Annotated in this window: 21 protein-coding genes; 13 read left to right on the plus strand and 8 right to left on the minus strand. The window is 71.7% G+C overall.

Annotated features, from left to right (window positions below):
• Window positions 1-143: 143 nt before the first annotated feature.
• Genes AB0F81_RS39975 through AB0F81_RS39985 form a run of 3 tightly spaced genes read right to left on the minus strand, consistent with a single transcriptional unit; the run spans window position 144 to window position 3,057 of the window.
• The gene (locus AB0F81_RS39975; protein ID WP_360206755.1) at window positions 144-524 is read right to left on the minus strand and encodes a RidA family protein; all 381 of its coding nucleotides are present in this window, start codon (window positions 522-524) and stop codon (window positions 144-146) included.
• The gene (locus AB0F81_RS39980) at window positions 524-1,738 is read right to left on the minus strand and encodes an amidohydrolase/deacetylase family metallohydrolase (protein WP_360206758.1); all 1,215 of its coding nucleotides are present in this window, start codon (window positions 1,736-1,738) and stop codon (window positions 524-526) included. The genes AB0F81_RS39975 and AB0F81_RS39980 overlap by 1 nt, the downstream gene beginning before the upstream one ends.
• Window positions 1,735-3,057, minus strand: coding sequence for a helix-turn-helix domain-containing protein (locus tag AB0F81_RS39985; RefSeq protein ID WP_360206761.1), 1,323 nt, complete (start codon window positions 3,055-3,057; stop codon window positions 1,735-1,737). Before AB0F81_RS39985 ends, AB0F81_RS39980 begins: the two co-directional genes overlap by 4 nt.
• A gap of 96 nt (window positions 3,058-3,153) precedes the next feature.
• Between AB0F81_RS39985 and AB0F81_RS39990 the strand changes: the two genes are divergently transcribed.
• The gene (locus AB0F81_RS39990; protein ID WP_360206764.1) at window positions 3,154-4,782 is read left to right on the plus strand and encodes a beta-N-acetylhexosaminidase; all 1,629 of its coding nucleotides are present in this window, start codon (window positions 3,154-3,156) and stop codon (window positions 4,780-4,782) included.
• 2 nt (window positions 4,783-4,784) lie between these two features.
• Here the strand turns inward: AB0F81_RS39990 and AB0F81_RS39995 are convergent, their stop codons facing one another.
• A complete protein-coding gene (locus tag AB0F81_RS39995; RefSeq protein WP_360206767.1) occupies window positions 4,785-5,705 on the minus strand; it encodes an aminoglycoside phosphotransferase family protein in 921 nt (306 codons plus the stop codon).
• A gap of 38 nt (window positions 5,706-5,743) precedes the next feature.
• Between AB0F81_RS39995 and AB0F81_RS40000 the strand changes: the two genes are divergently transcribed.
• The 5 genes from AB0F81_RS40000 to AB0F81_RS40020 all read left to right on the plus strand — a co-directional run bounded on the left by AB0F81_RS40000 (window position 5,744) and on the right by AB0F81_RS40020 (window position 11,280).
• Complete coding sequence (locus tag AB0F81_RS40000) at window positions 5,744-6,934, plus strand: alanine racemase (protein ID WP_360206769.1); 1,191 nt, start codon at window positions 5,744-5,746, stop codon at window positions 6,932-6,934.
• On the plus strand, window positions 6,934-7,701 hold the full coding sequence (locus AB0F81_RS40005; protein ID WP_360206771.1) for a 2-phosphosulfolactate phosphatase: 768 nt from the start codon (window positions 6,934-6,936) through the stop codon (window positions 7,699-7,701). Before AB0F81_RS40000 ends, AB0F81_RS40005 begins: the two co-directional genes overlap by 1 nt.
• Before the next feature lie 80 nt (window positions 7,702-7,781).
• Window positions 7,782-8,816, plus strand: coding sequence for a hypothetical protein (locus AB0F81_RS40010; protein WP_360206774.1), 1,035 nt, complete (start codon window positions 7,782-7,784; stop codon window positions 8,814-8,816).
• Between the two features lie 79 nt (window positions 8,817-8,895).
• On the plus strand, window positions 8,896-10,698 hold the full coding sequence (gene aspS / locus AB0F81_RS40015) for an aspartate--tRNA ligase (RefSeq protein WP_360206776.1): 1,803 nt from the start codon (window positions 8,896-8,898) through the stop codon (window positions 10,696-10,698).
• 93 nt (window positions 10,699-10,791) lie between these two features.
• Window positions 10,792-11,280 (plus strand): GyrI-like domain-containing protein, encoded by a 489-nt coding sequence (locus tag AB0F81_RS40020; RefSeq protein ID WP_360206779.1) that lies wholly within the window; start codon window positions 10,792-10,794, stop codon window positions 11,278-11,280.
• A gap of 45 nt (window positions 11,281-11,325) precedes the next feature.
• On the opposite strand, the gene AB0F81_RS40025 is transcribed toward AB0F81_RS40020, so the two are convergent.
• Genes AB0F81_RS40025 through AB0F81_RS40035 form a run of 3 tightly spaced genes read right to left on the minus strand, consistent with a single transcriptional unit; the run spans window position 11,326 to window position 14,662 of the window.
• Window positions 11,326-12,228 carry an ABC transporter permease gene (locus tag AB0F81_RS40025; RefSeq protein ID WP_360206782.1) on the minus strand — a complete coding sequence of 301 codons (903 nt, stop codon included), beginning with the start codon at window positions 12,226-12,228 and terminating at the stop codon, window positions 11,326-11,328.
• On the minus strand, window positions 12,144-13,754 hold the full coding sequence (locus AB0F81_RS40030) for an ABC transporter permease subunit (RefSeq protein ID WP_360206785.1): 1,611 nt from the start codon (window positions 13,752-13,754) through the stop codon (window positions 12,144-12,146). Before AB0F81_RS40030 ends, AB0F81_RS40025 begins: the two co-directional genes overlap by 85 nt.
• Entirely contained in the window at window positions 13,751-14,662 is a 912-nt protein-coding gene (locus tag AB0F81_RS40035) for an ATP-binding cassette domain-containing protein (protein WP_360206788.1), read from the minus strand. The genes AB0F81_RS40030 and AB0F81_RS40035 overlap by 4 nt, the downstream gene beginning before the upstream one ends.
• Window positions 14,663-14,748: 86 nt before the next feature.
• Here AB0F81_RS40035 and AB0F81_RS40040 point away from each other — a divergent pair, with 86 nt between their 5' ends.
• Together AB0F81_RS40040 and AB0F81_RS40045 are read left to right on the plus strand one after the other, a co-directional pair.
• Window positions 14,749-15,411 (plus strand): response regulator transcription factor, encoded by a 663-nt coding sequence (locus AB0F81_RS40040; protein WP_360206791.1) that lies wholly within the window; start codon window positions 14,749-14,751, stop codon window positions 15,409-15,411.
• A complete protein-coding gene (locus AB0F81_RS40045) occupies window positions 15,411-16,511 on the plus strand; it encodes an ATP-binding protein (protein ID WP_360206793.1) in 1,101 nt (366 codons plus the stop codon). The genes AB0F81_RS40040 and AB0F81_RS40045 overlap by 1 nt, the downstream gene beginning before the upstream one ends.
• 69 nt (window positions 16,512-16,580) lie before the next feature.
• On the opposite strand, the gene AB0F81_RS40050 is transcribed toward AB0F81_RS40045, so the two are convergent.
• On the minus strand, window positions 16,581-17,825 hold the full coding sequence (locus tag AB0F81_RS40050; RefSeq protein WP_360206796.1) for a questin oxidase family protein: 1,245 nt from the start codon (window positions 17,823-17,825) through the stop codon (window positions 16,581-16,583).
• 93 nt (window positions 17,826-17,918) lie between these two features.
• Between AB0F81_RS40050 and AB0F81_RS40055 the strand changes: the two genes are divergently transcribed.
• From AB0F81_RS40055 to AB0F81_RS40075, 5 genes are all read left to right on the plus strand, one after another.
• Complete coding sequence (locus AB0F81_RS40055) at window positions 17,919-18,710, plus strand: winged helix-turn-helix domain-containing protein (RefSeq protein ID WP_360206799.1); 792 nt, start codon at window positions 17,919-17,921, stop codon at window positions 18,708-18,710.
• Window positions 18,707-19,972, plus strand: a complete 1,266-nt coding sequence (locus AB0F81_RS40060; RefSeq protein ID WP_360206802.1) for an MFS transporter — start codon at window positions 18,707-18,709, stop codon at window positions 19,970-19,972. The genes AB0F81_RS40055 and AB0F81_RS40060 overlap by 4 nt, the downstream gene beginning before the upstream one ends.
• 18 nt (window positions 19,973-19,990) lie before the next feature.
• Window positions 19,991-20,206, plus strand: a complete 216-nt coding sequence (locus AB0F81_RS40065) for a hypothetical protein (protein WP_360206805.1) — start codon at window positions 19,991-19,993, stop codon at window positions 20,204-20,206.
• Window positions 20,207-20,304: 98 nt separating this feature from the next.
• Entirely contained in the window at window positions 20,305-21,909 is a 1,605-nt protein-coding gene (locus AB0F81_RS40070; RefSeq protein ID WP_360206807.1) for a replication-associated recombination protein A, read from the plus strand.
• Window positions 21,910-24,201: 2,292 nt separating this feature from the next.
• Window positions 24,202-24,408, plus strand: a complete 207-nt coding sequence (locus AB0F81_RS40075; RefSeq protein ID WP_360206810.1) for a hypothetical protein — start codon at window positions 24,202-24,204, stop codon at window positions 24,406-24,408.
• Window positions 24,409-24,512: the final 104 nt, after the last annotated feature.

Genomic DNA, 24,512 nt, shown 5'->3' on the forward strand with positions numbered 1-24,512 from the left:
CGCGCGGCCGCTGGCGTCGGGTGCTTGCGCGCGGCCGCTGACGTCGGGTGCTTGCGCGCGGCCGCTGACGTCGGGTGCTTGCGCCCTGCTGTGCTGGCTCGGGCGAGAGAGGAGCGCCGGCAGCTGCCGGCGCTCCGCCGCAGCTAGGACCCGGTGTAGAGGATGGCGTCGATCTCGATGTCGAATCCGACGAGCGGGACCGGGAGCGTGGTGCGCACCGGCAGGTTGTCGCCCTTGATGTACTGCTGGTAGATCTCGTTCATCTCCGCGAAGTCGTCGAAGTCGCGCAGGTAGACGCCCACCCGAACGGCCTGGTCCAGGCTGGAGCCGGCCGCCTCGGCGACCGTCGCCAGGTTGCGGAAGGCCGCGTGTGCCTGCTCCGCGAAGCTGCCGGTCACCCACGTGCCGTCGGGCAGCGCCGGGACCGCGCCGGCCAGGTAGATCGTGTCACCGGCGATCACGGCGTGCGAGTAGGGGCCTCCGGCGGGCGCCGCCTTGTCGGTCATCACAGCGCGCTTGGGCATCAGGAACTCCTCGGTTTCGTTCTCGGGAACTGTTCGGCCAGCCCGTCCACGTCCACCAGGGGCGTGGCGAGCAGGTCACGGATGTGGCGCTCACGGCGGGTCAGTGCCGCGTGCTGGGCCCGGGTGAGGGGAACCCAGGGTGCCGGGGGAGCAGGCAGTCGCGGGCTCAACAGGCGGCCACCCACATAGGTCGCCTCGTTGACCAGCCGAATCGGTGAGGTGCGGGTCTGCCGGTGCGCGTCGGTCACCGAGAACTGCTCCGCCCGTACCTCGAAGATGGCGAGGTCGGCGGGGGCGCCGACCGTGAGTGTCCCGCCGGGCAGGCCCAGCGCATCGGCCGGATTCTTGGTGACCGCGGTGAGGACGTCCGCGAGTGGCACGCCGACCGCGAGGAGTTTCGCCATCGTGGTCGGCAGGTCGAAGACCGGCCCGAACACCGAACGGGCATGTAGATCGGTGGAGACGGTGTGTGGTCGCAGCCCCGCGTCGAGCTGTGCCTCCAGCACGTCGAAGGCGAATCCGCCCGAACCGTGGCCCAGGTCGAGGAGGACGCCGCGCTCGGCCGCCGAACGCACAGCCGGCCCGAGTGGCGAGGCGATACCGCTCGCGCAGTGCGTCACGATGTCACCGGGCCGCAGCAGGTCGAGAACCTCATCGACGGCGGGCGGCGCGGCCCCGATGTGGACCATGACGGGCACCTTGCAGGCCTCAGCAGCGGCGAGGCCGCGCCGCAGTGGTTCGACCCCATTGACGCCGACGACCTCGGCGTCGATCCGGACCTTGATGCCGTGGAACAGATCGCGGTTCGCCTGGATCGTGTCGATGGCGAGGGCGGTATCACAGTTCGCCAGGTCGCGGTTCTCCCCGGTCCGCCCGGCCAGCCCCACCGCGGAGATGTTGAGCAGTGCCGGAACCCGCACGGCGCTTTCTGTGGCGACCCGGCGCAGACCGCCCCATGTGTACGCCCCGGCCGAGCCCGCGTCCACCCAGGTGGTGACGCCCGAGAACCAGGCGATCGGATCGGGATCGATGCTCCAATAGCCGGGCCCGACGTGAGTGTGGAGGTCGATGAGCCCGGGGGCCACCAGCCGCCCGGAGACGTCGACCACCTGACGGGCGTCGCGGGGCAGGCCGGGTCCCACGGCAGCGATGAGACCGTCCCGGACCGCCACGTCGCCCTGCTCGGCACCGGTCAGCAGCAGGTCGTAGCTCATGTGTCCGCACCTCCCGTGGACGTGGCGACGTGCTCGCCCGCGGCCAGCGCGGATCCGATCGCGAGCCGATAGAGCCGTGTCGGGCGGCCTTTGTGATACGGCTGGGTGCTGCCCTCCTGGCTCACCAGGTCGGCGTCGGCGAGCTTGCGGATCAGGCGCCGCCCGCTGGGATCGGTGATGCCGAGCGAGGTGGCCAGTTCGCTGGGGGAGATCGGGCGGCCGGCCAAGGACCGCTCCAGCGCCGCCAGCCGGGACAGGGTGGCCGGACTCAGGCCGGCCCGGGCGGCGAGCGACTCAAGACCACCGTGCTGCCGATAGGTGTAGGTGAGGGCCGGCCCGGACGCGCCCATCGGCCCGATCATCACGCCCTCGTCGGTGATCAGGTAGGCCGCCGAGGTGCCGTCCTGCTCGGCTCGATCAGCGGCCTGTTCCGCGAGGGCGACACTGCGCCGCGCCGAGGGGCCGATTCCGAAACCGGCGACGGCACCCTCCGTGGGGGTGGCCGCGCCGCTCGCCTTGCCGTGCCAGGCGATGGGCGCGCTGACCCAGTGCCCGGTCAGCGACTCGAACACCGCCGCGGGAGCGAAGGCCACCACCCCGCGTGCTCCGTGTTCCTCGACCCACGCGTCGGCGAGCTCGGGAACATCGCGTAATGCCTGCCGCAACGCCGCACGCGTCCCGGTCTCGGGGGTGCGGAAGACGGCGGCCGCGAAACGCTGCTCGTCGGCGCGCCGGCGCCGCACCCGCAGCACGAGCTCGTGCAGGTCGGCGCGGATGGTGCCCGGTGTGGCCAGGGCGTGCAGCACGGCTGCCTGCCCGTCGAGCGCGGCGGCGACGCCGGTCCGGACGCTGATCACATAGCGCGAGCCGTGTCGGGCGAGGTGGTCGCGGTGGAAGGCGACCACGTCGGCGATCGACTGCCCCGCCTCGAACGGCAGCGTGGCGATGGCCGAGCGGTCGAGGTCGAGTGCTGTCGCCACCTCGGCGACGGTCTCGTCGGAGAAGGTGTCGATGCTGACCGGCGTGGCCGGCCAGCCGTTGCCGCGGGCTCGCGCCCAGGCCAGGGCCAGGTCGAGGGCCGCGGACCGGGTCACGGCGACGGGCAGCCCGGCCGGGATCATGTCGCGGGCCCGGCTGAACGGAACGAGGCCGAGCAACATGCCGTCGAGGCTGCCGGAGGCCAGCAGGCCAGCGACCCGATCGCGGATCTGCTCCTCGCGCTCGTAGGCCGCCCAGTCGAAGGAGACACCGGTGAGAGTGCGTGCCGCCTCGGCGAACCGCTCGCGGTGCCCGGCGTGAACGACCAGCCCGATCCTCATGGCCGCCCCTTCCGAGTTGTTGCCGCGAACCCCTGGTAGTTCGTATGTGGTTCGTTGTAGCGTCCTCCTCAGCAGCCGCCACGTCAAGGAGGCATCGTGAACGAGCTACTTACGAGCATCGTGCCTCGCCCCGGGTCGACCTCGCCCGCAGCAGGTGGCTTTCGTCTCGAGGCGGCAACCCGGCTCGACGCCGCACCGCCTCTCGCCGGAGTGGCGGCCTGGCTGCGTAACACGCTGGGAGCGGGGACCGGCTGCCCGCTGCCACCCGGCGACGGCGGCATCCGGCTGGGACTCGATGAGGATCTGCCCGCCGAGGGATACGCGCTGGAGATCGATCCGGCAGGCGTCGTGATCACCGGTGGCTCAGCAGCAGGCGTCTTCTACGGCGCCCAGACGTTGCGGCAGCTGCTTGCGCCGGGGGCACTGCGACGGGCGCGGATCGGTGATGGCCCGTGGTCGATCCCCGCGGGCAGGATCGTGGACGCGCCACGGTTCCGCTGGCGGGGCGTGATGCTCGATGTGGCTAGGCACTTCATGCCCGTCTCCGACGTGCTGCGCTTCGTCGACCTCGCCGCGTTCCACAAGCTCAACGTGTTGCACCTGCATCTCACCGACGACCAGGGGTGGCGGATAGAGATTCCCGGGCGTCCCCGGCTCACCTCCGTCGGGGCCTGGCGGCCGTCCAGCATGCTCGGCTCCCGCTCTCACGATGCCTATGACGGGCGGCCGCACGGCGGGTTCTACACCGACGACGACCTCCACGAGATCGTCGCCTATGCGGCCGACCGGCACATGACCGTCGTGCCCGAGGTCGACATGCCCGGCCATATGCAGGCAGCCGTCGCGGCCTATCCCGAGCTGGGACACGGTTACTCCGGCCCGGTTCGTGCGGCGTGGGGCGTGTCGGCGCACGTTCTCAACGTCGGCTCCGAGGCCCTCGACTTCTGCCGCGCGGTGCTCGATCACCTCTGCGACATCTTCCCGAGCGAGCTGATCGGCGTCGGTGGCGACGAGTGCCCGACGACGGAGTGGCAGCAGAGTCCGGTGGCGTGGGAGCGGATCCGGGCCGAAGGACTCGTCGGCCCGCACGAACTGCAGCCGTGGTTCACCGCCCAGCTCGCCGAGCACCTGGCCGCCCGCGGCCGCCGGCTGTTCGGCTGGGACGAGATCCTGGCGGGTGGAGCGCCCGCGGGAGCCGTTGTCGCCGCTTGGCGCGGCGTCGAGCCCACGTCGTGCGCGGCACGCGCCGGCCATGAGGTGGTGGCGTGCCCGGACACCTCGGTCTACCTGGACTACCGGCAGTCCGACGACCCCGATGAGCCGACGCCCGTCGGCACCCGGCTCACGCTCGCCGACGTCTACGCCTTCGAGCCGATTCCGGCCGGGCTGACCGATGCCGAGGCAGCTCTCGTTCTCGGTGGCCAGGCGAACGTGTGGACCGAGCACCTGGAGTCCGCCCGCCGAGTGGATTACCAGGTATTTCCACGGCTGTGCGCTTTCGCCGAGGCGGTCTGGGCGTCGGCCGACCGCGACTTCGCCGATTTCTCGGCGAGGCTTCCCGAGCACCTCGCCCGGCTGGACGCGCTCGGCGTCAACTATCGGCCACCCACCGGGCCCCGTCCGTGGGATGCCCGGCCGGACGCACCCGGAAATCCTCGCGAGCTCGCCGACCGGCTGGCCGAACTCCACGAGATGACCGCCGATCTGCGCCGCCCGATGTCATGACGTCACGAGAGCATCGGCAGGAGTCGCTGCGCCGCCCGCAAGGAGCGCATGTTCGAGGTGCTGTCTCCTTCGAAGGTCCACACCTCCGAGAGCACCGCCTGTACGAAACCCCAGGCGATCACCCGCTCGATCGGCATGTCCAGCCCGTCCGCGAGCTGTTCCACGCGGGCCGGCAAGAGGTCGAGCACGGTGTCGTCCGTGCTCGTCGGGTCCGGGTTGTAAAGGAGCGCACCGACCTCGTAACCGGGGTCCCCGATGACGCCGTGCGGGTCGATGGCCAGCCACGGCTCCCGGTCGGCGGTGAGCACGTTGTCGTGGTGCAGATCGCCGTGGAGCACCACCCGCTCGGTCGCGCTTGCGCACAGCTCGGCGAAAAGGCGGCCGGCCCGTTCGACGAGGTGGCGGGGCACCGGACCCTCGCCCGGGAACCGGCGCAGATGATCGTCGAACGAGGCTACCCGGCGGGACAGCTCGGGCAACGGGACACCGGGCGGAGCCGGACGGTGCAGCTGGCGGATCACCTCGATGATCGCGGCGGTCGCCGCCTCGTCGGACTCCGGGACGAGCGCCCGCGCCTGCACGCCGGGCCTGGCCTCCTCCAGCAGCAGCGCTCCTCGCGCGTCGTCGCGGGCCAGCACGGCGACGGCGCCGCGGCCGGCGAAGAACTCCAAGGCGGCCGCCTCGTCCGCCAGGTGGCCCGCTTCCGGTACGCCGAGCTTGAGCACGGCGGTTGTTCCGTCTGCTCGGCGTACCCGGGTCACCCAGTTCATGCTCAACGGAAACGGGTCCTCAGCCAGAAGCTCCCACCTCAACATCACCTGCTCAGCGATCCTGGGCAGGCCGGCCAGCCAGCGGCGCCCGTCGGGACCCCAGCAATCCTCGACCGTGCGGGCGAACGTGGCGGGCAGCGCGATGTCGACCATGACCCGCAGTCTCGCAACCATCGACAAGGAGGCCAACCGTGACGATCGACTGGCGAAGCAAAGGATTCTGGTCGCCGGACGCGTCTCGCAGCCCCGAGCAGGTCGCGGCGGAGCGTCCGAGCATCTTCGGGGGCGGCTTCACCTGGCCTCTGCTGGTGGTGCGGGAGTCAGCGGTGCGGGCGAACATCGCCACGATGGCCGCCTACTGCCAGCGGCACGGCTTGGAATTCGCGCCGCACGCCAAGACGACGATGGCGCCCGGCCTGTTCGAGGCGCAACTGCGTGCCGGGGCCTGGGGCCTGACGGTGGCCACTCCGAACCAGGCGCTCGTGTTGCGGCGGTTCGGCGTCGAACGAGTCCTGATCGCCAACGAAATTCTGGACCCGACGGCGCTGCGCTGGCTGGCCGCCGAGAGTGCCGCGGGCTGGGAGGTCTACTTCCAGGTCGATTCGGTCGCGGGCGTCACCGCCGCGGCCGAGACCGGTGGTCCGCTGAGGGTTCTGGTCGAGCTGGGTCACCTCGACGGCCGTACCGGGATTCGCCACCTCGACGAACTGGAAGAGGTCGCACGGGCGGTGGACGCGGCGCCGGGTGTCGAGCTCGCCGGTCTGACCGGCTATGAGGGCCAGTTGCCCGATCAGGCCGGGGTGGACGAGTTCCTGGATCGCATGGTCGCCGCGTTCGAATTGCTGGACAAGCAAGATCTCCTGCCCCCGCAGCCGATCCTCTCGGCCGGTGGCAGCGCGTGGTTCGATCGGGTCGCTGACCGGCTCGGCGATCTCCGCACGCGGGCTCGGCTGGTCCTGCGTAGCGGGGCAACGGTCACCCACGACGACGGTTTCTACCGCGAACACACCCCGTTCGTCCGGGTCGCCGATGAGGGTCCGCTCACGGCCGCGCTGGAGATCTGGGCTCAGGTCCTGTCGGCGCCAGAACCCGGTCTGGCGATCGTCGGCATGGGCAAACGGGACACGCCGTTCGACGAAGGACTGCCGATCCCCCTGGAGATCCGCGCGTCCGGCGGGCCGGCACGGGCGGCCGACGGGCTGCGGGTGAGCAAGCTGAACGACCATCACGCCTACCTGGCCGTGGACGGAGCCGAGGTAGCCCCGGGTGACCTGATCCGGTTCGGGATCTCGCACCCGTGCACGGCTTTCGACAAATGGCGGGACATCCCCGTCGTCGACGAGGAGCGGCAGGTCGTGGACGTGCTGCACACGTACTTCTGATGAACCCGGTCTTTCAGCAGACGCAGTACCGAGCCCGCTTCGACTGGGGTCCGGCGGGCGCCGACGCGATCGCGGTCGGGACGGCGTTCGTCGCGGTCATCGACGTGCTGTCCTTCACGACCGCCCTGACCGTCGCGGTCGAGCACGGCATCGCCGTGCTGCCCTACCGGTGGCGGGACGATTCGGCGGCGGAGGCGGCTGGCACTCATGGTGCGGCCCTCGCGGTGGGGCGCTCGATGGCGGGACCGGCCGAGATCAGTCTTTCCCCGGCGAGCATCTCCCGGGCGGTCGCGCAGCATCCCGTCGAACGGCTGGTGCTCCCGTCGCCGAACGGTTCCACGATCTCGGCACGGCTCGCCGAGGCGGGCGCCACGGTGGTCGGGGTCAGCCTGCGCAACGCTGCAGCGGCAGGCACGTGGGTTCGGGAGCGCGCCGGTGAGCGGCCGGTGGCGGTGATCGCGGCGGGGGAGCGGTGGCCGGATGGTTCACTGCGCCCGGCGATCGAGGATCTGTGGGGAGCGGGCGCCTTCCTGGACGGCTTCGACGATCTCTCACCGGAAGCCGGTGTGGCCGTGGCGGCCTACCGCTCGGTGGCGGACGACTTGCCGACAGCACTCGCGAACGCCGCATCAGGCCGGGAGCTGATCGTTCAGGGCTTCCGGGCGGACGTGGACGTGGCCGGGGAGGCCGGTGCGAGCAGCGTGGTGCCGGTTCTTCAGGACGGATGGTTCAGCGCTGCGGCAGTCGTCGAGGCGACGGGGCGCTAAACCCGTACCGATGGGAAACCTCCATGCGGGAGTCGCCTCGCTGGGGGATGGCCCGCGGAGATCGCGAATGTTTATGGTCATTGGAGGCCGATCAAGCGTTTTCTTCTTCTATGTCGCCGGAGTCCGCCATGCCCGTTTTTCGAGCAGCAGCGAACGAACCGACCGCCCACCATCCCGCCTCCAACGCGCCGACTTACCCGGCGAACCAACCCGGATATCCGGCCAACCATGCTGGTTATCCGGGCAATCCGGCCGCCCACCCGGGCACGCCACCTTCTTCGGGCAACGCCGCCGTTCAGCCGGCCACGCCTCACCATTCCGGCAATGCCGGTGTGCAGCAGAACATGCCGCATCACACCCCCGGCCCGGCCGGCCATCAGGGCAGCACGTACTCGGTCAACGCGCCCGCGCAGCGACCGGCCAGCCCGGCGCCGTCCTGGACGGAGCCGTCCACCTATGCCGCCGAGCCACCCGTCCCGGAGGGCCCGACCGAGCCGTTGGGCGCGTCAGAAGGACGGCCGTCGAAGCGGCGCGGCCGGTCCGCTGTCGTGCTGGCGGTGCTGCTCAGCCTCCTCGCGCTACTCGCTTCGGCCGGGGCGGGAATGCTGTCCTGGCGTGCTTTCGAGACGGCCCGATCGGCCCACGACCGTTCCTCGCAAACGGCACCCGGTACGCAGGACGACCATGCGGCGAGCCGGCCCGCGCAGCCCGAGGAGTACCCGGTCTCCTACGCCAAGGAACCGTTGCATGTGCAGGTGGGATGTGCCGCGGTGCTCTTCCTGGACCTCGACGAACCGCGCGCGGACGCCGACGAGAAGGTGGCCGACCTCCGCTATGACAGCCGGTGCGGTGACGAGCCTCCCCGCCTGAGCCTCGGGGCCGGCGCCGCGGCCGGCAGCCAGGGCAGCAGCTCTGACCTCGATGCGCCCGGCTGTCAGCGGGCGATCCGCACCAGCCCGCTCGGTCCCGGCGCCGACGTGGAGGTCAAGAAGGGCACGGCACTGTGCGTGCTGACCGCGGCCACGCCGGCCGAACTGGTTCTCGTGGAGATCATCGACGTCGGCGGCACCGGCACCGCCGGCCTGCGCGCCACATCGTGGCAGGTTCCGCGGTGACCGGCCCGTGGCGCGTAGCGCGGGGCGTGCCTGACAGAATGTTGGGTGCGCCCCGCGAACTCTGTTAGGAGACGTTTCCGTGATCCGTACCCATGACGCCGGCACACTGCGCGCGAGCGACGCCGGCACGACGGTGACGCTCGCCGGGTGGGTGGCCCGCCGGCGCGACCACGGCGGTGTCATCTTCGTCGACCTTCGGGACGCCTCCGGCGTGGTGCAGGTCGTGTTCCGCGAGGAGGACGCGCACGCGCTGCGCAACGAGTTCTGCGTAAAGGTCGTCGGCGAGGTCAACGCCCGCCCGGCCGGCAACGAGAACCCGGACCTCGCCACCGGCGAGATCGAGGTGGTGGCGAGCGAGCTGGTCGTCCTCTCCGAGGCGGCGCCGCTGCCGCTGCCGGTCGACGACAGCGTGACCTCCGCCGACGACCTGCGGCTCAAGTACCGCTACCTCGACCTGCGCCGCTCGGGCCCGGCGAAGGCGCTGCGCCTGCGCAGCCGCGCCAACCAGATCGCCCGCGAGGTCCTGCACGCCCGCGACTTCAACGAGATCGAGACGCCGACCCTGACCCGGTCGACGCCCGAGGGCGCCCGCGACTTCCTGGTCCCGGTCCGTCTGCAGCCCGGCACCTGGTACGCGCTGCCGCAGTCCCCGCAGCTGTTCAAGCAGCTGCTGATGGTCGCCGGCATGGAGCGGTACTACCAGATCGCCCGCTGTTACCGCGACGAGGACTTCCGCGCCGACCGGCAGCCGGAGTTCACCCAGCTCGACATCGAGATGTCGTTCGTCACCCAGGACGACGTGATCGAGCTCGGCGAGGAGATCGTCGGCCGGCTCTGGAGCGAGCTCGCCGACTACGAGATCCCGCGCCCGATCCCCCGGATCACCTGGCACGACGCGATGAACCGCTACGGCTCGGACAAGCCCGACCTGCGTTACGGGGTCGAGCTGGTCGAGCTGACCGAGTACCTGCGCGGCACGGCGTTCCGCGTCTTCGCGGGCGCGATCGACGCGGGCGGCTATGTCGGCGCGGTCGTCATGCCGGGCGGCGCCTCGCAGACGCGCAAGGAACTGGACGGCTGGCAAGACTGGGCGAAGGCCCGCGGTGCGCGTGGCCTCGCCTACGTGGTGCTCGACGCCGAGACCGGCGAGGCCCGCGGCCCGGTCGCGAAGAACCTCTCCGAGGCGCACCTGGCCGGTCTGGCCGACGCGGTGGGCGCCAAGCCGGGCGACGCGATCTTCTTCGCCGCGGCGACCGAGCGTCGTGAGGCGCAGGAGCTGCTCGGCGCGGCCCGGATCGAGATCGCCAAGCGGTCGAACCTGATCGACGAGTCGGCCTGGGCGTTCTGCTGGGTCGTCGACGCGCCGATGTTCGAGAAGACCGACGAGGGTGGCTGGACCGCGGTGCACCACCCGTTCACCTCGCCGAACGACGAGTGGGTCGGACGCTTCGAGGAGGCGCCGGACCAGGCGCTGGCCTACGCGTACGACATCGTCTGCAACGGCAACGAGATCGGTGGCGGCTCGGTCCGTATCCACCGCGCCGACGTGCAGAGCCGCGTCTTCGATCTGCTCGGCATCACGCCGGAGGAGGCGCAGGACAAGTTCGGCTTCCTGCTCGAGGCGTTCAAGTACGGCCCGCCGCCGCACGCCGGTATCGCCCTCGGCTGGGACCGCACCTGCATGCTGCTCTCCGGCAACGAGTCCATCCGCGAGGTCATCGCGTTCCCGAAGACCCGCGGCGGCTACGACCCGTTGACCACCGCGCCGACGCCGATCACCGCGCAGCAGCGGCTGGAAGCCGGCATCGACGCCAAGCCGAAGGCGGCCGCCGGCACCCCCGGCACCGATGGTCAGGCCGCTCCGGTCCAGCACTCCAACTGACGATCGTGCCGCCCCGTGGCGGCACGATCGCGGTTCCTCCGCAGGTTCGGCGGCCGGGATGCGCCCGGCCGCCGGGCCTGTGAGACTGGCAGGGTGGAGCCGACCATCGTTCAGCGCAACGAGCAGGCCTATGTCGGCCGCCGCGAGTCGATCACCATGACCGAGTTCGCGCGTGTGGCTGATCATCTTCCCACCATGTTCGCCGGCCTGGCCCAGCGCGGCGTGCCGATCAGCGGCGCACCGTTCTTCCGTTACCGGGTGATCGACATGGCCGCCGAGATGGTGGTGGAAGCCGGCATCCCGATCGCCGAGCCGGCCGATGTCGAGCCTCCGGATTTCATCGACGTGCTCCCCGCCGGCAGGTATGCCACTGTCGTCCACATCGGTCACCCGGACGAGCTCATGGCTGTCACCGCCCGGCTGCTGGATTGGGCCCAGGACCAGGGCCTGACCTGGGACATGACGCAGACCCCGACCGGTGAGACGTGGGCGTGCCGGCTCGAGATGCTGATGACCAATCCGGCTGAGCAGCCGGACATGCACAAGTGGGAGACGGTCCTCCTCTTCAAACTGGCCGACTGAGCGTCAGCGGCACTGGCCCCTCGTGCCTGGCCCGGATGGGCATGGTCAGGCATCGCGTCGGTGCAGCAACACAGCGGCGGTCAGGAGCGCGGCGACGGCCCAGAGTGCCACGACTCCCAGCCCGTGCCAGGGCTGCACCGGCAGGTCGGTGAGGTCCCCGGTGCGCTGAATGGCGAGCCCGGCGTCCATGGGCCCGATCTGCTGGAGTCGGCGCTCCCAGTCCTGGTCGGGGACCGCCGCAGCCACGATCGGGAAGACGTAGAGCAGCCCGAGCACGGAGCCGATCGCCGCCGCGGGACTGCGCAGCACGACCGTGACACCGACGCCGAGCAGGCCGATCATAGTCAGATAGAGAATCGATCCGCCGAAGGCGCGGATGACCTCACCTTCGGTGAGGGACAGGGCCGGCAGATCACGTCCGGGCAGCAGATGGAGACCGGCGACAAACGATCCGAGTACGGCGGTGGCCGAGGCAACCGTGAGAACGGCCGAGACCACCGCTACCTTGGCCGCCAGCATGCCGGTTCTCCGAGGCATCGCGACGAGCGTGGTTCGGATCATCCCGGTCCGGTACTCGTCGCCGATCACCAGAACGGCGACGATCGCGATGACGGCCTGACCGACGCGCACACCGGTGAGCGTGGCGGACACACCGCAGTCCCGCTGCGGGCAGTCGGCGGTGCTGATCGCGAGGACGCTGACGGTCACGGTCGCCGCGATGGCGATCAGCAGCAGCCAGATCATGCCTGGTGTCGTGCGGAATTTGGTCCACTCGGCGTGCAGCATGGCGCCCGTCGGAGATCGGTGGGCCCCCGACGGGGACCCGGAAGCCGTGGCCGCCGTGATTGCGGAGGAGTGTGGCATCAGGCGTCCCTTCGGCGCAGGGCAACCGCGGCGACGACCAGAGCGGCCGTCGTCCAGGCGACGAGGACCGAGAATCCGCCCCACGGCGGCAACGGGAAGTAGCCGAGAGCAGCGGTGTAGAGGTTGTCCACCTGCGGATAGGCCGGCCTGCTCTGTTGCAGCGCGAACGCGGCCGCGGGCGTCACCCGCAGCACCCAGTCCGCGGCTTCGCCGGAGAGGGCCGTCAGCGACAGCAGGTAGGGCAGGACGATCAGCACGATGCCGGTGGTGACGGCGGTGAGACTGCGCCGGAGCACCGTGCCGAGCGCCATGGCCAGCACCGCCGAGAACGCCAGCAAAGCCGCGGTCCCGACGACGACCTGCGTCCTGATCCCCGTCGTGACCGGATGCACGTAGACGCCGCGGGACACCATCACCCGGCCGCCGATCTCGACCACGAGCACCGCGGCGACCAGCCCGACGAGGAAGGTGACGCCGCCGAGGACCACCGCCTTCGCGGCCAGGACCCGGCCGCGGCGCGGTGCCGCCGCCAGGGTGGTGCGGACCAGACCGCGCCTGAACTCGGCGGTCATGACGACGGCGCCGAGCACGACGACGGCGATCAGCGCGACGAACGTCCCCACGAGGGTCTGCGTGATGGTCACACCGATGCCTGCCAGCCCGGCGGTGGCCGGCGCGACGTCGCCCGAGCCGGTCACCCGGAACACCGGGCCGGTGAGCCCGAAGCCGCTGACATCGCGGTCGATCGGCCCGCCGATCTTGGTGCCGGTCCACGCCGCTGCCGGCCAATCCCCCTCAAGTTCGAGGTGGTCGAACGCGCCGGTGACCTGGCTCGGACCGCCCGACGCCGCGGTGCCGATCAAGCCGTCGTCGACCCGGCTGTACTGCGGGGAGGTGGCGAACATCCCGGCCTGCACGGTGGCCGGGAGCCCGTTGAGGCGGACCTCGCCGACCTTGGTCCAGGCATGGCCGTCAGCCGACTCCTCACCGACGATCAGCTCACCCGTACGAGTCAGGCGAAGCCAGCGTGGAGCGTTGCCGGACGTGCCCGCCCGGTCGTGAGTGAAGTTGTGCTGCATGCGCACGCCGTGCGATCCGGTCGTCATGATGGCGGCGTACGCGGCGCCTGGTCGCGTGCCGTCTTTGATCATCAGCCCGGTTTTGGCCCAGGGGGCGAGACCGGGCATCCCGCTCGGCGGACCATCCGCCCGTTGCGGTCCCTGGCCCGCGTCCTCGGCCTCGGTGCCGGGATCCGCCGGAATCAGACCGTCCATCTCCGCGACCCGCACCGTGATGCTTCCATCACCGGTCAGCGGCTGGTGTGCGAACGAGAAGGCGTCGGTCACCTCCTGCCCGTCCGGACCGGTCGGCTGTGCGCACCGCTGCGGTGTGCAGGAGCCCTGGGCACCGGTCATCAAGCCGAGCGCGATCATGGCGGCCACTCCGCCGAGCAGCGCCGCCATCCAGCCGCGCACTGTCCGCAGCTTGGTCCACTCAGCGCGCATCAGCCGCCCGAAGGTGCGCAGAGCGGAGACGGGCGGCGGCGTTTGACCATGCGTTGCCGAATCGGGGCTCAGTCCGGCGGCCTCCCGCGGGAATGACGTGCTCATCGGGCCTCCTCGGCACGGAACTCGACCGCGTCGCGGGTGAGTTCGAGATATGCCTCCTCCAGCGAGGTGCGCCGTGCTGCCACCTCGGAGAACGCGATGCCGCTCCGGTTCAGCGCGGTCACCACCGCCTCGGCCGGCAGGCCGGTGACGGTCAGCGTGCCCGAGCTGTCTTCGGTGACCGTCGCACCCGCCTCGGTCAGCGCCGGTTTGGCCGCGGGATCGGCGGTGCGCACGACGACCCGGCCGCGTGTGGTGTCCGCCAACAGGCGGCCGATGCTCGCGTCAGCGATCGTTCGGCCCCGGCCGGCGACCACGACGTGGTCAGCAACGCCTTCGAGCTCACTCATCAAGTGGCTGGAGAGAAGCACCGCCCGGCCCTCCGCGGCGAGTGAGCGCAGGAAGCCGCGCATCCAGATGATGCCCTCCGGATCCATGCCGTTGAACGGCTCGTCCAGCATCACCGCCGGTGGATCGCCGAGCATGGCGGCGGCGATGCCGAGCCGCTGCCGCATGCCGAGAGAGAAGCCACCGGCACGCCGGCGGGCGACCGCCGTCAGACCCGCCTGCTCCAGCACGGCGTCGACCCGGGAGCCGGGCAGGCCCTGGGAATGGGCCAGCCAGAGCAGGTGGTTGCGTGCCGTCCGGCCGGGCTGCAGGGCGCCGGCGTCGAGCAGGGAACCGACCTGGCACAGCGGTCGGTCGAGACTTCGATAAGGGCGGCCGCTGACCAGCGCGGAACCCGAATCGGCCCGGTCCAGGCCGAGGATCACCCGCATTGTGGTGGATTTACCCGCCCCGTTCGGCCCGACGAAGCCGGTGACCTGCCCTGGCTCGACCGCGAAAGACATGCCGTCGAGCGCGACGGTCCGGCCGAACCGCTTACGCAAACTGTCCACGGTGATGTTCATGCCGACCGGTCTACGCGTTCGTAGGTGACAGGAGCGTGCCGGCGGCTGTCACCCCACTGTCACCTACGGACTGGCATCGTTGCCTCATGCGCGTCCTCGTGGTGGAAGACTTCGTGGTCCTGGCCCGCAGCCTCGACACCGGGCTGCGCCGTGAAGGGATGGCGGTCGACCTCGCGCTGGACGGGTCGGAGGCGTTGGAGCGGCTGGCCAGCACGCGCTATGACGTCGTGGTGCTCGACCGGGATCTGCCCGGCGTGCACGGCGACGAGGTGTGCCGCCGGATCGTCGCCGGCGACTCCGGCAGCCGGGTGCTCATGCTGACCGCCGCGGGCACTGTCCGCCAGCGCGTCGACGGGCTGGGGCTCGGGGCCGACGACTATCTGCCCAAGCCGTTCGACTTCGACGAGCTCGTGGCACGGATCCGGGCGCTGGCCCGGCGACCGTCCGCAGCGCTGCCGCCGGTTCTGGAGTGCGGTGATCTCCGCCTCGATCCGGCCCGCCGGGTGGCCGTGCGCGGAGGAAACCGGCTGGATCTCAGCCCGAAGGAGTTCGCCGTGCTGGAGTGTCTGCTCGGGGCGGCGGGGCGCCCCGTCTCCGCCGAGGATCTCTTGGAAGGGGTCTGGGACGAGGCGGCGGACCCGTTCACCACCACGGTCAAGACGACGATCCGGCGGCTGCGGGTAAAACTCGGTGATCCGCCGCTGATCCACACCGTTCGGGAAGCTGGCTACCGGATCGGTGTGGCGTGATGAAACGACCGTCGCTGCGTGCCCAGCTCATGTTGCTCTACGCGGGGCCGTTCCTCGTCTCCGGCGCCCTTCTGGTCTCTGTGCCGCTTTCGCAGACCTCTGTGAGCGTGCCGGCCACCGGGGCCGGGAGTGGCGTTCCGCCCGGCGCCGCCGTCGAGCGGAACCTGCAGCCGATCGTCGCCGCGTCCGCGCTCGGTCTCGCCGTGATGGGGATGGTCGCCCTGGTGCTGGGCTGGATGATCGCCGGGTGGTTCCTCCGCCCGGTCCGGACCATCACCGAGACGGCGCGAGACATCTCCGCCAGCAATCTGCACCGCAGACTCGGCCCGACCGGGCGGGACGACGAGTTCGCCCGGCTTGCCGAGACCCTGGACGAGCTTTTCGAGCGGCTGGAGGCGTCGTTCACGGCGCAGCGCGATTTCGTGGCGAACGCCTCGCACGAGTTGCGGACGCCGCTCACCGCGGAGCGAACTCTGCTGCAGGTCGCGCTGGCCGACCCGGACGCCGGCGTCGACTCGCTCCGGGCCGCCTGCCGGGACGTGCTCGAGCTGGGCGCCGCCCAGGAGCGCCTGATCAACGGCTTGCTGCTCCTGGCCGGGAGCGAGCGGGGCATCGAGAGCGCCGAGCGGGTCGATCTCGCCCGGGCGGCCGGCGCGGTGCTGGCGGCCCATGAGGAAGAGGCCGAGACGAGAGGCGTCCGGGTGAAGGCGGCACTCGGCGCCGCGACGGTCACCGGCGATCCGATCTTGCTGAAGAGCCTGGTCACCAACCTGGTGGAGAACGCGCTGCGGCACAACGTCGCAGGGGGCTGGGCCGAGGTGGAGACAGCCGCTGAGCAGATCACGGTGCGCAACACCGGGCCGGTGATCCCCGCCGAGGATCTGGACCGGTTGCTCCGGCCGTTCCAGCGTCTAGGCCGGCAGCGGGTCGGACATGGCGGCGGCTACGGGCTCGGCCTGGCGATCGTGCGGGCCATCGTGGTGGCCCATGGCGCTCGGCTGTCCCTGGCTGCTCCACCCGACGGTGGGCTGCACGTCTCGGTCTATTTCGATTCGCCACGCGTCCCAGCCCGGCCGGCGGCCGGGCCGCCACCGCCCTGAGCCGGTGGCGTCAGACGCCCTCTTGTGGCAACCGTGCGGAAGGGAGGTGGTAGCGGGGACGCTCACGGATCAGCCGATCAGCCTTGTTGCGTGCCTTGCGGCGGCAAGCAGTGCTGGGTCCGGGACGGCCTGCCACATCTCGATCGCAGCGTCGGCGAACTTGATGGCGTGCGCGTCGCCGGAGATCATCGCCTCATCGAAGATGTTCGTTGCGGTCCAGGACGGGTCCGCCGGTTCGGCGGCTGACGGGTCGGGCGTCGCCGGGGTGTAGGCGGCCGTTACCGCGGCGGCCGCAGCCCATGCGGCGGCCAGGCTCGGAGCGGCGAGTTCCGACGGAAGCGCGGGCAGGGTACGCAGGACGGCCGCTGGCGCGGTGGCGGCGTGGACCAGCATGACCGGGCTGCCGTGTCCGAAGCTTCGATAGCGCACGACGGCCGCTGCGACGATCGCCCGAAGCCGGTCCGGCGCTGTGCCGGCTACGGCTGCTGCAAGCCGCGCTTCGGCCACGGCGCCTGCGGGCTTCGCATTGGCTGCGCCAACTGTAGGGCTCGCCTTGGCCGCGTTGCCCGCGGGTACCGCGCCGGATGTGGGATCTGCCGTGGTCGCATCGGCCGTGGGCACTGCGCCGGCTGTGGGAATTGCCGTGGTCGCATCGGCCGTGGGCACTGCGCCGGCTGTGGGATTTGCCGTGGTCGCGTTGCCCGCGGGTACCGCGCCGGCTGTTTGGGGCCAGGTGGGCAGTTCGGCGAGTTGGGCGAGGCGGCTGCGGATGCCGAAACGCTGGTCGGGGATCCGGGGGACGGCGTCAAGGGCCGCGCGGGGATCGATCGCGGGATACGGGCCGCGGCCTGGCGGGGCCAAGGGCTGCCATCGGGCTGCCCAATAGCCGAGGCCCTGGGCCAGTTCGGCTGTCCGCTCAGGGGTTTCGTGATCCAGCAGGGCCCGGACGGCGTGGCCGACGCGGATCACGCCGTGCGTGGCTCCGGCGGCGATGCCGGGCAGGAGCCGGGGCCACCAGATGGCGAGTACGTCGCGCCACGGGGCGGTTCGCAGCTTGCGGTCGAAGAAGGCCAGCCAGTCGCCGGTGCGTGTCGGGTCGCCCAGCGGGTCGCGCCATTCGTCGGGGGTGATCCGGGCGATGCCACGAGGGGCGTCTTCGAGCTGGTCGCGGTAGGTGTCGATCCAGCGGTGCACCCGGTCTGCGCGTCCGTGCCGGACCATCGCCTCGACTGCCATGGGGGCGTGGTTGGAGAGCCAGCCGGCCCGCTCGGGGCCGGTGTCGCGGAGCCGGTGCAGGGCTTCATCAAGAGTCATGCCGATGACTGTGCGACCTGAACCGCGCTTCACCTCAAGAGCCCAGTTGCAAAAATACTATGCAAAGAAGTTGTGCACAGATATTGTGGACGCATGGCAGAGGAACTCAGCCAAGTGCATCTGACCGGTCAGCAGATCCGGGTGCTCGCGCACCCGCTGCGAGTCCGGCTGCTCGGCCGGTTGCGGGCCGAGGGGCCGGCGACGGCGACCGGGCTGGCCGGCTTGCTCGGCACCAACACCGGCGCGACCAGCTATCACCTGCGGCAGCTCGCCGAGGCCGGGCTGGTCATCGATGTGGAGCGGCCCGGCGCGGGACGGCAGCGGTGGTGGCGGGCCGCGCACGACATGTCGAGCTGGCACCGCAGCTATTACCTGGACGACCCGGATGCGACTGCGGCCGCTGACTGGCTGGAGGCGTTCCAGGCCAACCGGTTCGTGGAGCTGGCCGAGCAGTGGCGGCACGGCCTGCCCGACGAGCCGGCCGAGTGGCGTGACACCGGCGGGCTCTCCGACTATCTGCTCCACATGGACCCGGGTCAGGTCCGGGCCCTCCTGGATGACGTCGAGGCGCTGATCGAGCGGCACGTGGCGGCGTCGCAGGCCGACCCGCGGCCGGGCGCTCGGAAGATTGCGTTCTACCTGGCGGCGCTCCCGACGAACGAGGAGGGCGACCGGGCCCCGGCGGCGGCCCACGCCGGCTGGCCGCATGCTCAGGCAGAGGCGGGCACGGCTCAACCGACGGACGCGGGTCGAGTGTCAGGTGAGGCCGATGCGGGCCACGTTCGGGCGGCGGACACCGGCCGGGCGCCGGCTGCGGCAGAGGTTGTGAGGACAGCGACCGCGGCGGACGACGACGCCGTGCTGGGTGTGGAGGAGGATCGGTGACCGCCGCGCAAGCTCGCTTTCGCTATCTGTTCCTGGCCGGCCTGCGGTGGTTTCCGGTGGGACTGCTCATCCCGGTGATGATGCTGCTGCCGCTGGAGCGGGGACTCAGCATCGCCCAGGTCGGTGCGGTCGCCGCCATCCAGGGCATCACGGTTCTCTTCCTTGAGCTGCCCACCGGTGGGCTCTCCGATGCGGTCGGGCGCAGACCGGTGCTACTGATTGCCGGCGTGGTCAACCTGGCCTCGCTGGGGCTGTGGCTCTTCGCCGACACGGTGCCGCTGTTCGCGCTGGTCTATCTGCTGCAGGGCATCTACCGGGCGCTGGACTCCGGGCCCCTCGAAGCCTGGTATGTCGATCATGCCCTGGCCGCCGACTCGAAGGCTGACATCGAAGGGGGCCTCAGCCGCAGCGGGGTGGTGATCGGCCTGTCCATCGCCGGGGCCGCCCTGATCAGCGGGGGACTGGTCTGGCTGGGTCCGATCGGGCCGGTGAGCGCTTTGACCGTACCGGTGGTGGTTGCTCTGGTTCTGAGCTTGATCGGCACGGTGGCCGTGGCGCTGCTGATGGTCGAGGAGCGCCCCGCTCGCGGGTTCGCGGCTCTTGCCGCGTCGGTGAAAGGCGTGCCGACGGCGATCGGCAGGGCGTTGGGGCTGGCGCGCCGGTCTCGCGTGGTGTTCGCGCTGGTCATGGTGGAGTTCTTCTGGAGCTTCGGCATGGTGACCTTCGAGAAGCTGATGCCGGTCCGACTCAGTGAGGTGATGTCCGATCCGGGCACGGCGGGAGCGCTGCTCGGGCCGGTCAACTCGGTCGCGTGGGCGGCGTCGGCGGCCGGTGCGGCGCTGGTGCCGCTGCTCGCCCGGCGGATCGGGCCGAGCTGGACCGGCTTCACGCTGAAGATCGTGCAGGGCGTGACGATCGTCGGCATGGGCCTGCTCGCCGGGCCGGTGGGGGTGATCGGGGCATTCCTGCTCTGCTACACGATGCACGGCGCGGCGAACCCGGTGCACGCCGGGCTGCTGCACCGGCAGGCCGAAGGCGACTTCCGGACCAGTCTGCTGTCGCTGAACTCAATGGTCGGGCAGCCGGGCTTCGCGATCGGCGCGATCGTGCTGACCGCGGTCGCCGCGCAGGCCGGAACCCCGGCCGCGATCGTGACCGGCGCAATCGTGCTCGCCGCAGCGGCGCCTCTCTATCTCGTCAAGCCGAAAGTGGAGTTTCGGGAGCACTCCCCATCGGGTATCAGCGGGTCACTGGCTCTCTGATCCCCCCGGAGGAAACCGATGCTTGCCATCGCCGCAGCTGTCGTTTTCGGTATCTGGCTTCTGGCCGACCTGCTGGACACCCAATTCGGTGCCCCCGACCTGTTCAACTTCCCCACGCTGGCTTCACTCGGCCTGCTGCTTCTCTCGCTCTACCTGGCCGGCGTCGGCAGCGGGCCGCGGGCCGGCAGCGGGTCCGGGCGCCGCTTCTACGGCCGTCGCCCGGGCCGCGGCTGACCTCTGCGTGACCCCGCCTGCCCTCTGCGTGAGGGCAGGCGGGAGCGCTTCCAGGCACGTTTCGGATCATCCCCGAACGGCCGGTACTGTCGATTGCGATGGACACGGACGGGCTCTTCTCACTCGCGCCGCCGGACGTGCGGTCCGCGGCTCCGGCCGGCGTCGACCCCGCCGGATTCGCCGCCCCCGCCGCCGACGCGCCGCTGCCCGTCCGGATGCGTCCCGCCAGCCTCGACGAGCTGGTCGGCCAAGAGCATCTGCTGGCCCCGGGCGCGCCGCTGCGCCAGCTGGTCACCGGTTCCAGCCCGATGTCGGTGATCCTCTGGGGTCCACCCGGAACCGGCAAAACCACGATCGCGCACCTGGTTGCGCACGCCACCGACCGCAAGTTCGTCGCTATGTCGGCGCTGACGGCGGGCGTCAAGGACGTGCGAGCGGTGATCGACACCGCGCGCCGCGAGCGCCGCTACGGTGGGCCGCCGACCGTCCTGTTCATCGACGAGGTGCACCGCTTCAGCAAGACCCAGCAGGACTCCCTGCTCGCGGCCGTCGAGGACCGGACCGTCACGCTGCTCGCGGCCACCACCGAAAACCCGTACTTCTCGGTCATCTCGCCACTGCTCTCCCGCTGTGTGCTGCTGACCCTGCAGGCCCTCGACTCCGACGACGTGCGCGGCCTGATCCGGCGCGCGATCACCGACGAGCGCGGGCTGGGCGGCGCGGTCACCCTTTCCGGCGAGGCCGAGGACCATCTCGTACGGCTGGCGTCAGGCGACGTCCGTAAGGCCCTGACGGCGCTGGAAGCGGCGGCAGGGTCGGCGCTGGCGCAGGGTGCCAAGGAGATCGACCTCGCGACCGCGGAGCGGGCGGTCGACGTGGCAGCCGTGCGCTACGACCGGGACGGCGACGCGCACTACGACGTGACCAGCGCGTTCATCAAGAGCATGCGGGGCAGCGACCCGGACGCCGCGCTGCACTACCTGGCGCGGATGCTGGTCGCCGGCGAGGACCCGCGGTTCATCGCCCGGCGCATCGTGATCTTCGCCAGCGAGGACGTCGGGATGGCCGATCCGCAGGCGCTGCTGGTGGCCACCGCCGCCGCCGAGGCCGTGCAGCTGATCGGCCTGCCCGAGGCCCAGCTGAACCTGGCTCAGGCCGTCGTGCACATGGCCACCGCGCCTAAGTCGAACAGCGTGACCACCGCACTCGGGGCCGCGATGGCCGACGTCCGCGCCGGCCGGGGCGGCCCGGTGCCGCCGCACCTGCGGGACGCGCACTATTCCGGGTCGCGCGGGCTCGGGCACGGCCGCGGCTACCGCTACCCGCACGACGATCCGCGCGGCGTGGTCCGGCAGCAGTACGCGCCGGATGATCTCGTCGGCACCGACTACTATCGGCCGACCGATCACGGGGCCGAACGCGCGGTCGGGGAACGGGTGCCACGCCTGCGCCGGATCGTCCGCGGTCTCGGACCCGTAACTTCAGGCGTGACCAGGTCGGTTACCGCTTCGGCGGGTACCGCGGACCGCGCGGCGGGTGGTGCTCGGGCCGAGGATGCGTCACAGTCTTCGGCGGACTCCGTTTCCGGCGGGATCGCGGACAGTCCGGGGGTTGTGACAGAGAGTGTCGCCCCGGCTGCTGCTGAGGGCGACGGCAAGCGGACAGACGACAACGGCCTGAGCGCCGGGGAGGAACAGCCGTGAAAGCGCGGGGTGCCGATCGGCCCGACGACGACACCGGTAAGAAGGGTCGTCGCTTCGGGCGTGGCCGGCCCGAGCAGCCGGCTGTCCCCGAGGAGATCCCGCGCGAGGAAACCGGCTGGCTCGACGACCTTCGCACCGCGAAGCAGGAGCGCTCCGCAATCGGCCCCGGCACGTCCCCCGGTGAGGGCCGGACGAGCAAATCCGGGCGGGTCGCGCCCGGGCCGGACGACGCGCCCGGCGACGACATGGCCCTGCCGGGCGAGGAGTTCGGCGGCCCGGGGCGGGGTGGTTCCGGGGCGCCGGGGTGGCAGGGCGGCTCGGGGGAGCACGCGACCGGCGGCTGGCAGAGCGGGCCGGTGGCGCCGGGGCAGGCTTCGCGGTCGGGCCCGGCGCCGGTCTCGCCTGGTGCTCGGTCTGGTCCGGCTCCGGTTTCACCGGGAGCCCGGTCTGGTCCGGCTCCGGTCTCGTCGGGTGCGCGGCCTGGGCCGGCGCCGGTTTCGCCGGGTGCGCGATCCGGTGCAGTTCCGCCTGGGCAGCCTGGTTATCCGGGGCAGCCGCCGGTTCCCGTCACACCGGGACAGGGTGGGCCTGGACGGTTCGGGCCCGGGCAGCAGTCTGGGCCGGTAGCGCCCGGTGCGGCTGTGCCTGGGCGCCGGCCTGGTCAGGGTGGGCCGGTTCCGCCTGGGCAGCAGCCGGGCGGCCAGATGCCGGGCGGTCAGGTGCCGGGCGGCCAGATGCCGGGTGCCCAGGTGCCAGGCGGTCCGATGCCGGGTGCCCAGGTGCCGGCCGTTCAGACGCCGGCTGGTCAGGCGCCGGGTGGGCCGCGTCCGGGTGGACCGCGTGGTCAGATGCCGCCGGGGCGGGCTGCGGCTCAGGTGCCCGGTCAGGCAGGTGCCGGTCAGGTGCCGCCGGGTGGGCACGGGCAAACTTCGGGGCAGATGCCGCGGGGTGCCTCCGCCGCGGTGCCAGGCCAGATATCGCCTGGACAGATGCCGGCCGGTCAGGTGCCGGGACAGATGCCTGGCCAGGGGCCTGGACAAGTGCCTGGGCAGCCACACGGACAGGTGCCGGGGCAGATGCCGCCCGGGCAGATGCCTGGTCAAGGACCTGGTCAAGTGCCGCATGGGCAGATGCCGGCCAGGCCCGTGTCGGGGCAGCCGCTACCCGGTGCGCGCCGGGGCGGGCCGCCTGGGTCGGCCGCCCGTCCGGCTGCGGCGCCTGAGCCGGGGCACGGCCGGCGACAGTTCGACTCCGAGCCGGGTGGACCGGGTGCCGGCCTCGGTGGTGCGGCCGCCGGGGCGATGCCGCCTGCCGGTGGTGCGCCTGTTCCGCTTTCTGGCAATGCTCCCGAGATTCCCGGTGTGCGACCTGGGGACGCGGTGTCTCGGGGCGCCACCTCTAGCGTTCGCCCCACCTCGCCCGGTGTTCGGCCGATGTCGCCGGCTGGGCCGGCCCGTGATCGTTTCCGGCCCGCGGAGCCGGGCGCTTCGGGGCGTCCGGGAGCGGATCCGGTTCACCAGTCCGGGCCGATCCCGGGCGGTTTCGACCAGGGTCGCCGGCCCGGTGCGACACCGGCCGGGCTCGATCCCGTGCACCGGTCCGGACCGATCCCGGGTGGCAGCGATGCTGCGCACCGGTCGGGTCCGATTCCGGGCGGCAGTGATGCTGCGTATCGGTCGGGTCCGATTCCGGGCGGCAGCGATGCTGCGCACCGGTCGGGTCCGATTCCAGGTGGGAGTGACGCCGCGCAGCGGTCGCGGTCGGTCCCGAGTGGGGGCGACGCTGCGCACCGGTCGGGAGCGATTCCTGGCTATGACCAGGTCCACCAGTCCGGGGCGATGCCGAGTGGCTTCGACCTCATCCAGCAGGCGGATCCGTCGGGCGCGATTCCGGGAATGCCAGGAGCCGCCGATGAGCGGGCCGGCCGGTCCCGCGGCCGCCGGTCGCGTGCTGAGCAGGGCTACGCGGGCGACGAGCCGACCGGTCGGCACGGCCGGGCCGGGAGCGCGGCGCGTGAGGGCGACACCGGTCACCGGGCGGGTCACGCCGCCCCGCCGGTTCTGGGTGAGCGGCGCACTGGGCGTCACGGCGCACCGGACAGCGCGCAGACGGGCACGGACAGCGGCGCGCACGCTTTCGTCCAGCCGAACGCGGACACTGGGGCGCATGGTCGGGGCCAGCCGAACGCGGACACTGGGGCGCATGGTCGGGGCCAGCCGAACGCGGACACCGGGGCGCATGGTCGGGGCCGGCCGAACGCGGATACTGGGGCGCACGGTCGGGGCCGGCTGGATGCGGACACGGGAGCGCACGGTCGGGGCCGGCTGGATGCGGACACGGGAGCGCACGGTCGGGGCCGGCTGGATGCGGACACGGGAGCGCACGGTCGAGGCCGGCCGGATGCGGACACGGGAGCGCACGGTCGAGGCCGGCTGGACGCGGACACCGGAGCGCACGGTCGAAGCCGGCCCGGTGGCGATGGTGGAACGCATGGCATGAATCCGCCCGAGGCCGGGGCGCGTGGCGCTGCCCGGGCTGGCGGCGAGCCGCGGGGCCGGCGGCGGGCCGAGCCGGACGGGCCGGATGCCGGTGGACAGCCCGGC

The organism is Actinoplanes sp. NPDC024001 (genome assembly GCF_040638955.1).
Taxonomy (GTDB): Bacteria; Actinomycetota; Actinomycetes; order Mycobacteriales; family Micromonosporaceae; genus Actinoplanes.

What these genes read in the sequence shown, in the direction of transcription:
- AB0F81_RS39975 (WP_360206755.1), bottom strand. Translation starts at nt 524, where the DNA reads ATGCCCAAGCGCGCTGTGATGACCGACAAGGCGGCGCCCGCCGGAGGC.
- AB0F81_RS39980 (WP_360206758.1), bottom strand. Translation starts at nt 1,738, where the DNA reads ATGAGCTACGACCTGCTGCTGACCGGTGCCGAGCAGGGCGACGTGGCG.
- AB0F81_RS39985 (WP_360206761.1), bottom strand. Translation starts at nt 3,057, where the DNA reads ATGAGGATCGGGCTGGTCGTTCACGCCGGGCACCGCGAGCGGTTCGCC.
- AB0F81_RS39995 (WP_360206767.1), bottom strand. Translation starts at nt 5,705, where the DNA reads ATGGTCGACATCGCGCTGCCCGCCACGTTCGCCCGCACGGTCGAGGAT.
- AB0F81_RS40005 (WP_360206771.1), top strand. Translation starts at nt 6,934, where the DNA reads ATGAACCCGGTCTTTCAGCAGACGCAGTACCGAGCCCGCTTCGACTGG.
- AB0F81_RS40030 (WP_360206785.1), bottom strand. Translation starts at nt 13,754, where the DNA reads ATGAGCACGTCATTCCCGCGGGAGGCCGCCGGACTGAGCCCCGATTCG.
- AB0F81_RS40035 (WP_360206788.1), bottom strand. Translation starts at nt 14,662, where the DNA reads ATGAACATCACCGTGGACAGTTTGCGTAAGCGGTTCGGCCGGACCGTC.
- AB0F81_RS40040 (WP_360206791.1), top strand. Translation starts at nt 14,749, where the DNA reads ATGCGCGTCCTCGTGGTGGAAGACTTCGTGGTCCTGGCCCGCAGCCTC.
- AB0F81_RS40045 (WP_360206793.1), top strand. Translation starts at nt 15,411, where the DNA reads ATGAAACGACCGTCGCTGCGTGCCCAGCTCATGTTGCTCTACGCGGGG.
- AB0F81_RS40050 (WP_360206796.1), bottom strand. Translation starts at nt 17,825, where the DNA reads ATGACTCTTGATGAAGCCCTGCACCGGCTCCGCGACACCGGCCCCGAG.
- AB0F81_RS40055 (WP_360206799.1), top strand. Translation starts at nt 17,919, where the DNA reads ATGGCAGAGGAACTCAGCCAAGTGCATCTGACCGGTCAGCAGATCCGG.
- AB0F81_RS40065 (WP_360206805.1), top strand. Translation starts at nt 19,991, where the DNA reads ATGCTTGCCATCGCCGCAGCTGTCGTTTTCGGTATCTGGCTTCTGGCC.
- AB0F81_RS40070 (WP_360206807.1), top strand. Translation starts at nt 20,305, where the DNA reads ATGGACACGGACGGGCTCTTCTCACTCGCGCCGCCGGACGTGCGGTCC.
- AB0F81_RS40075 (WP_360206810.1), top strand. Translation starts at nt 24,202, where the DNA reads ATGCGGACACGGGAGCGCACGGTCGGGGCCGGCTGGATGCGGACACGG.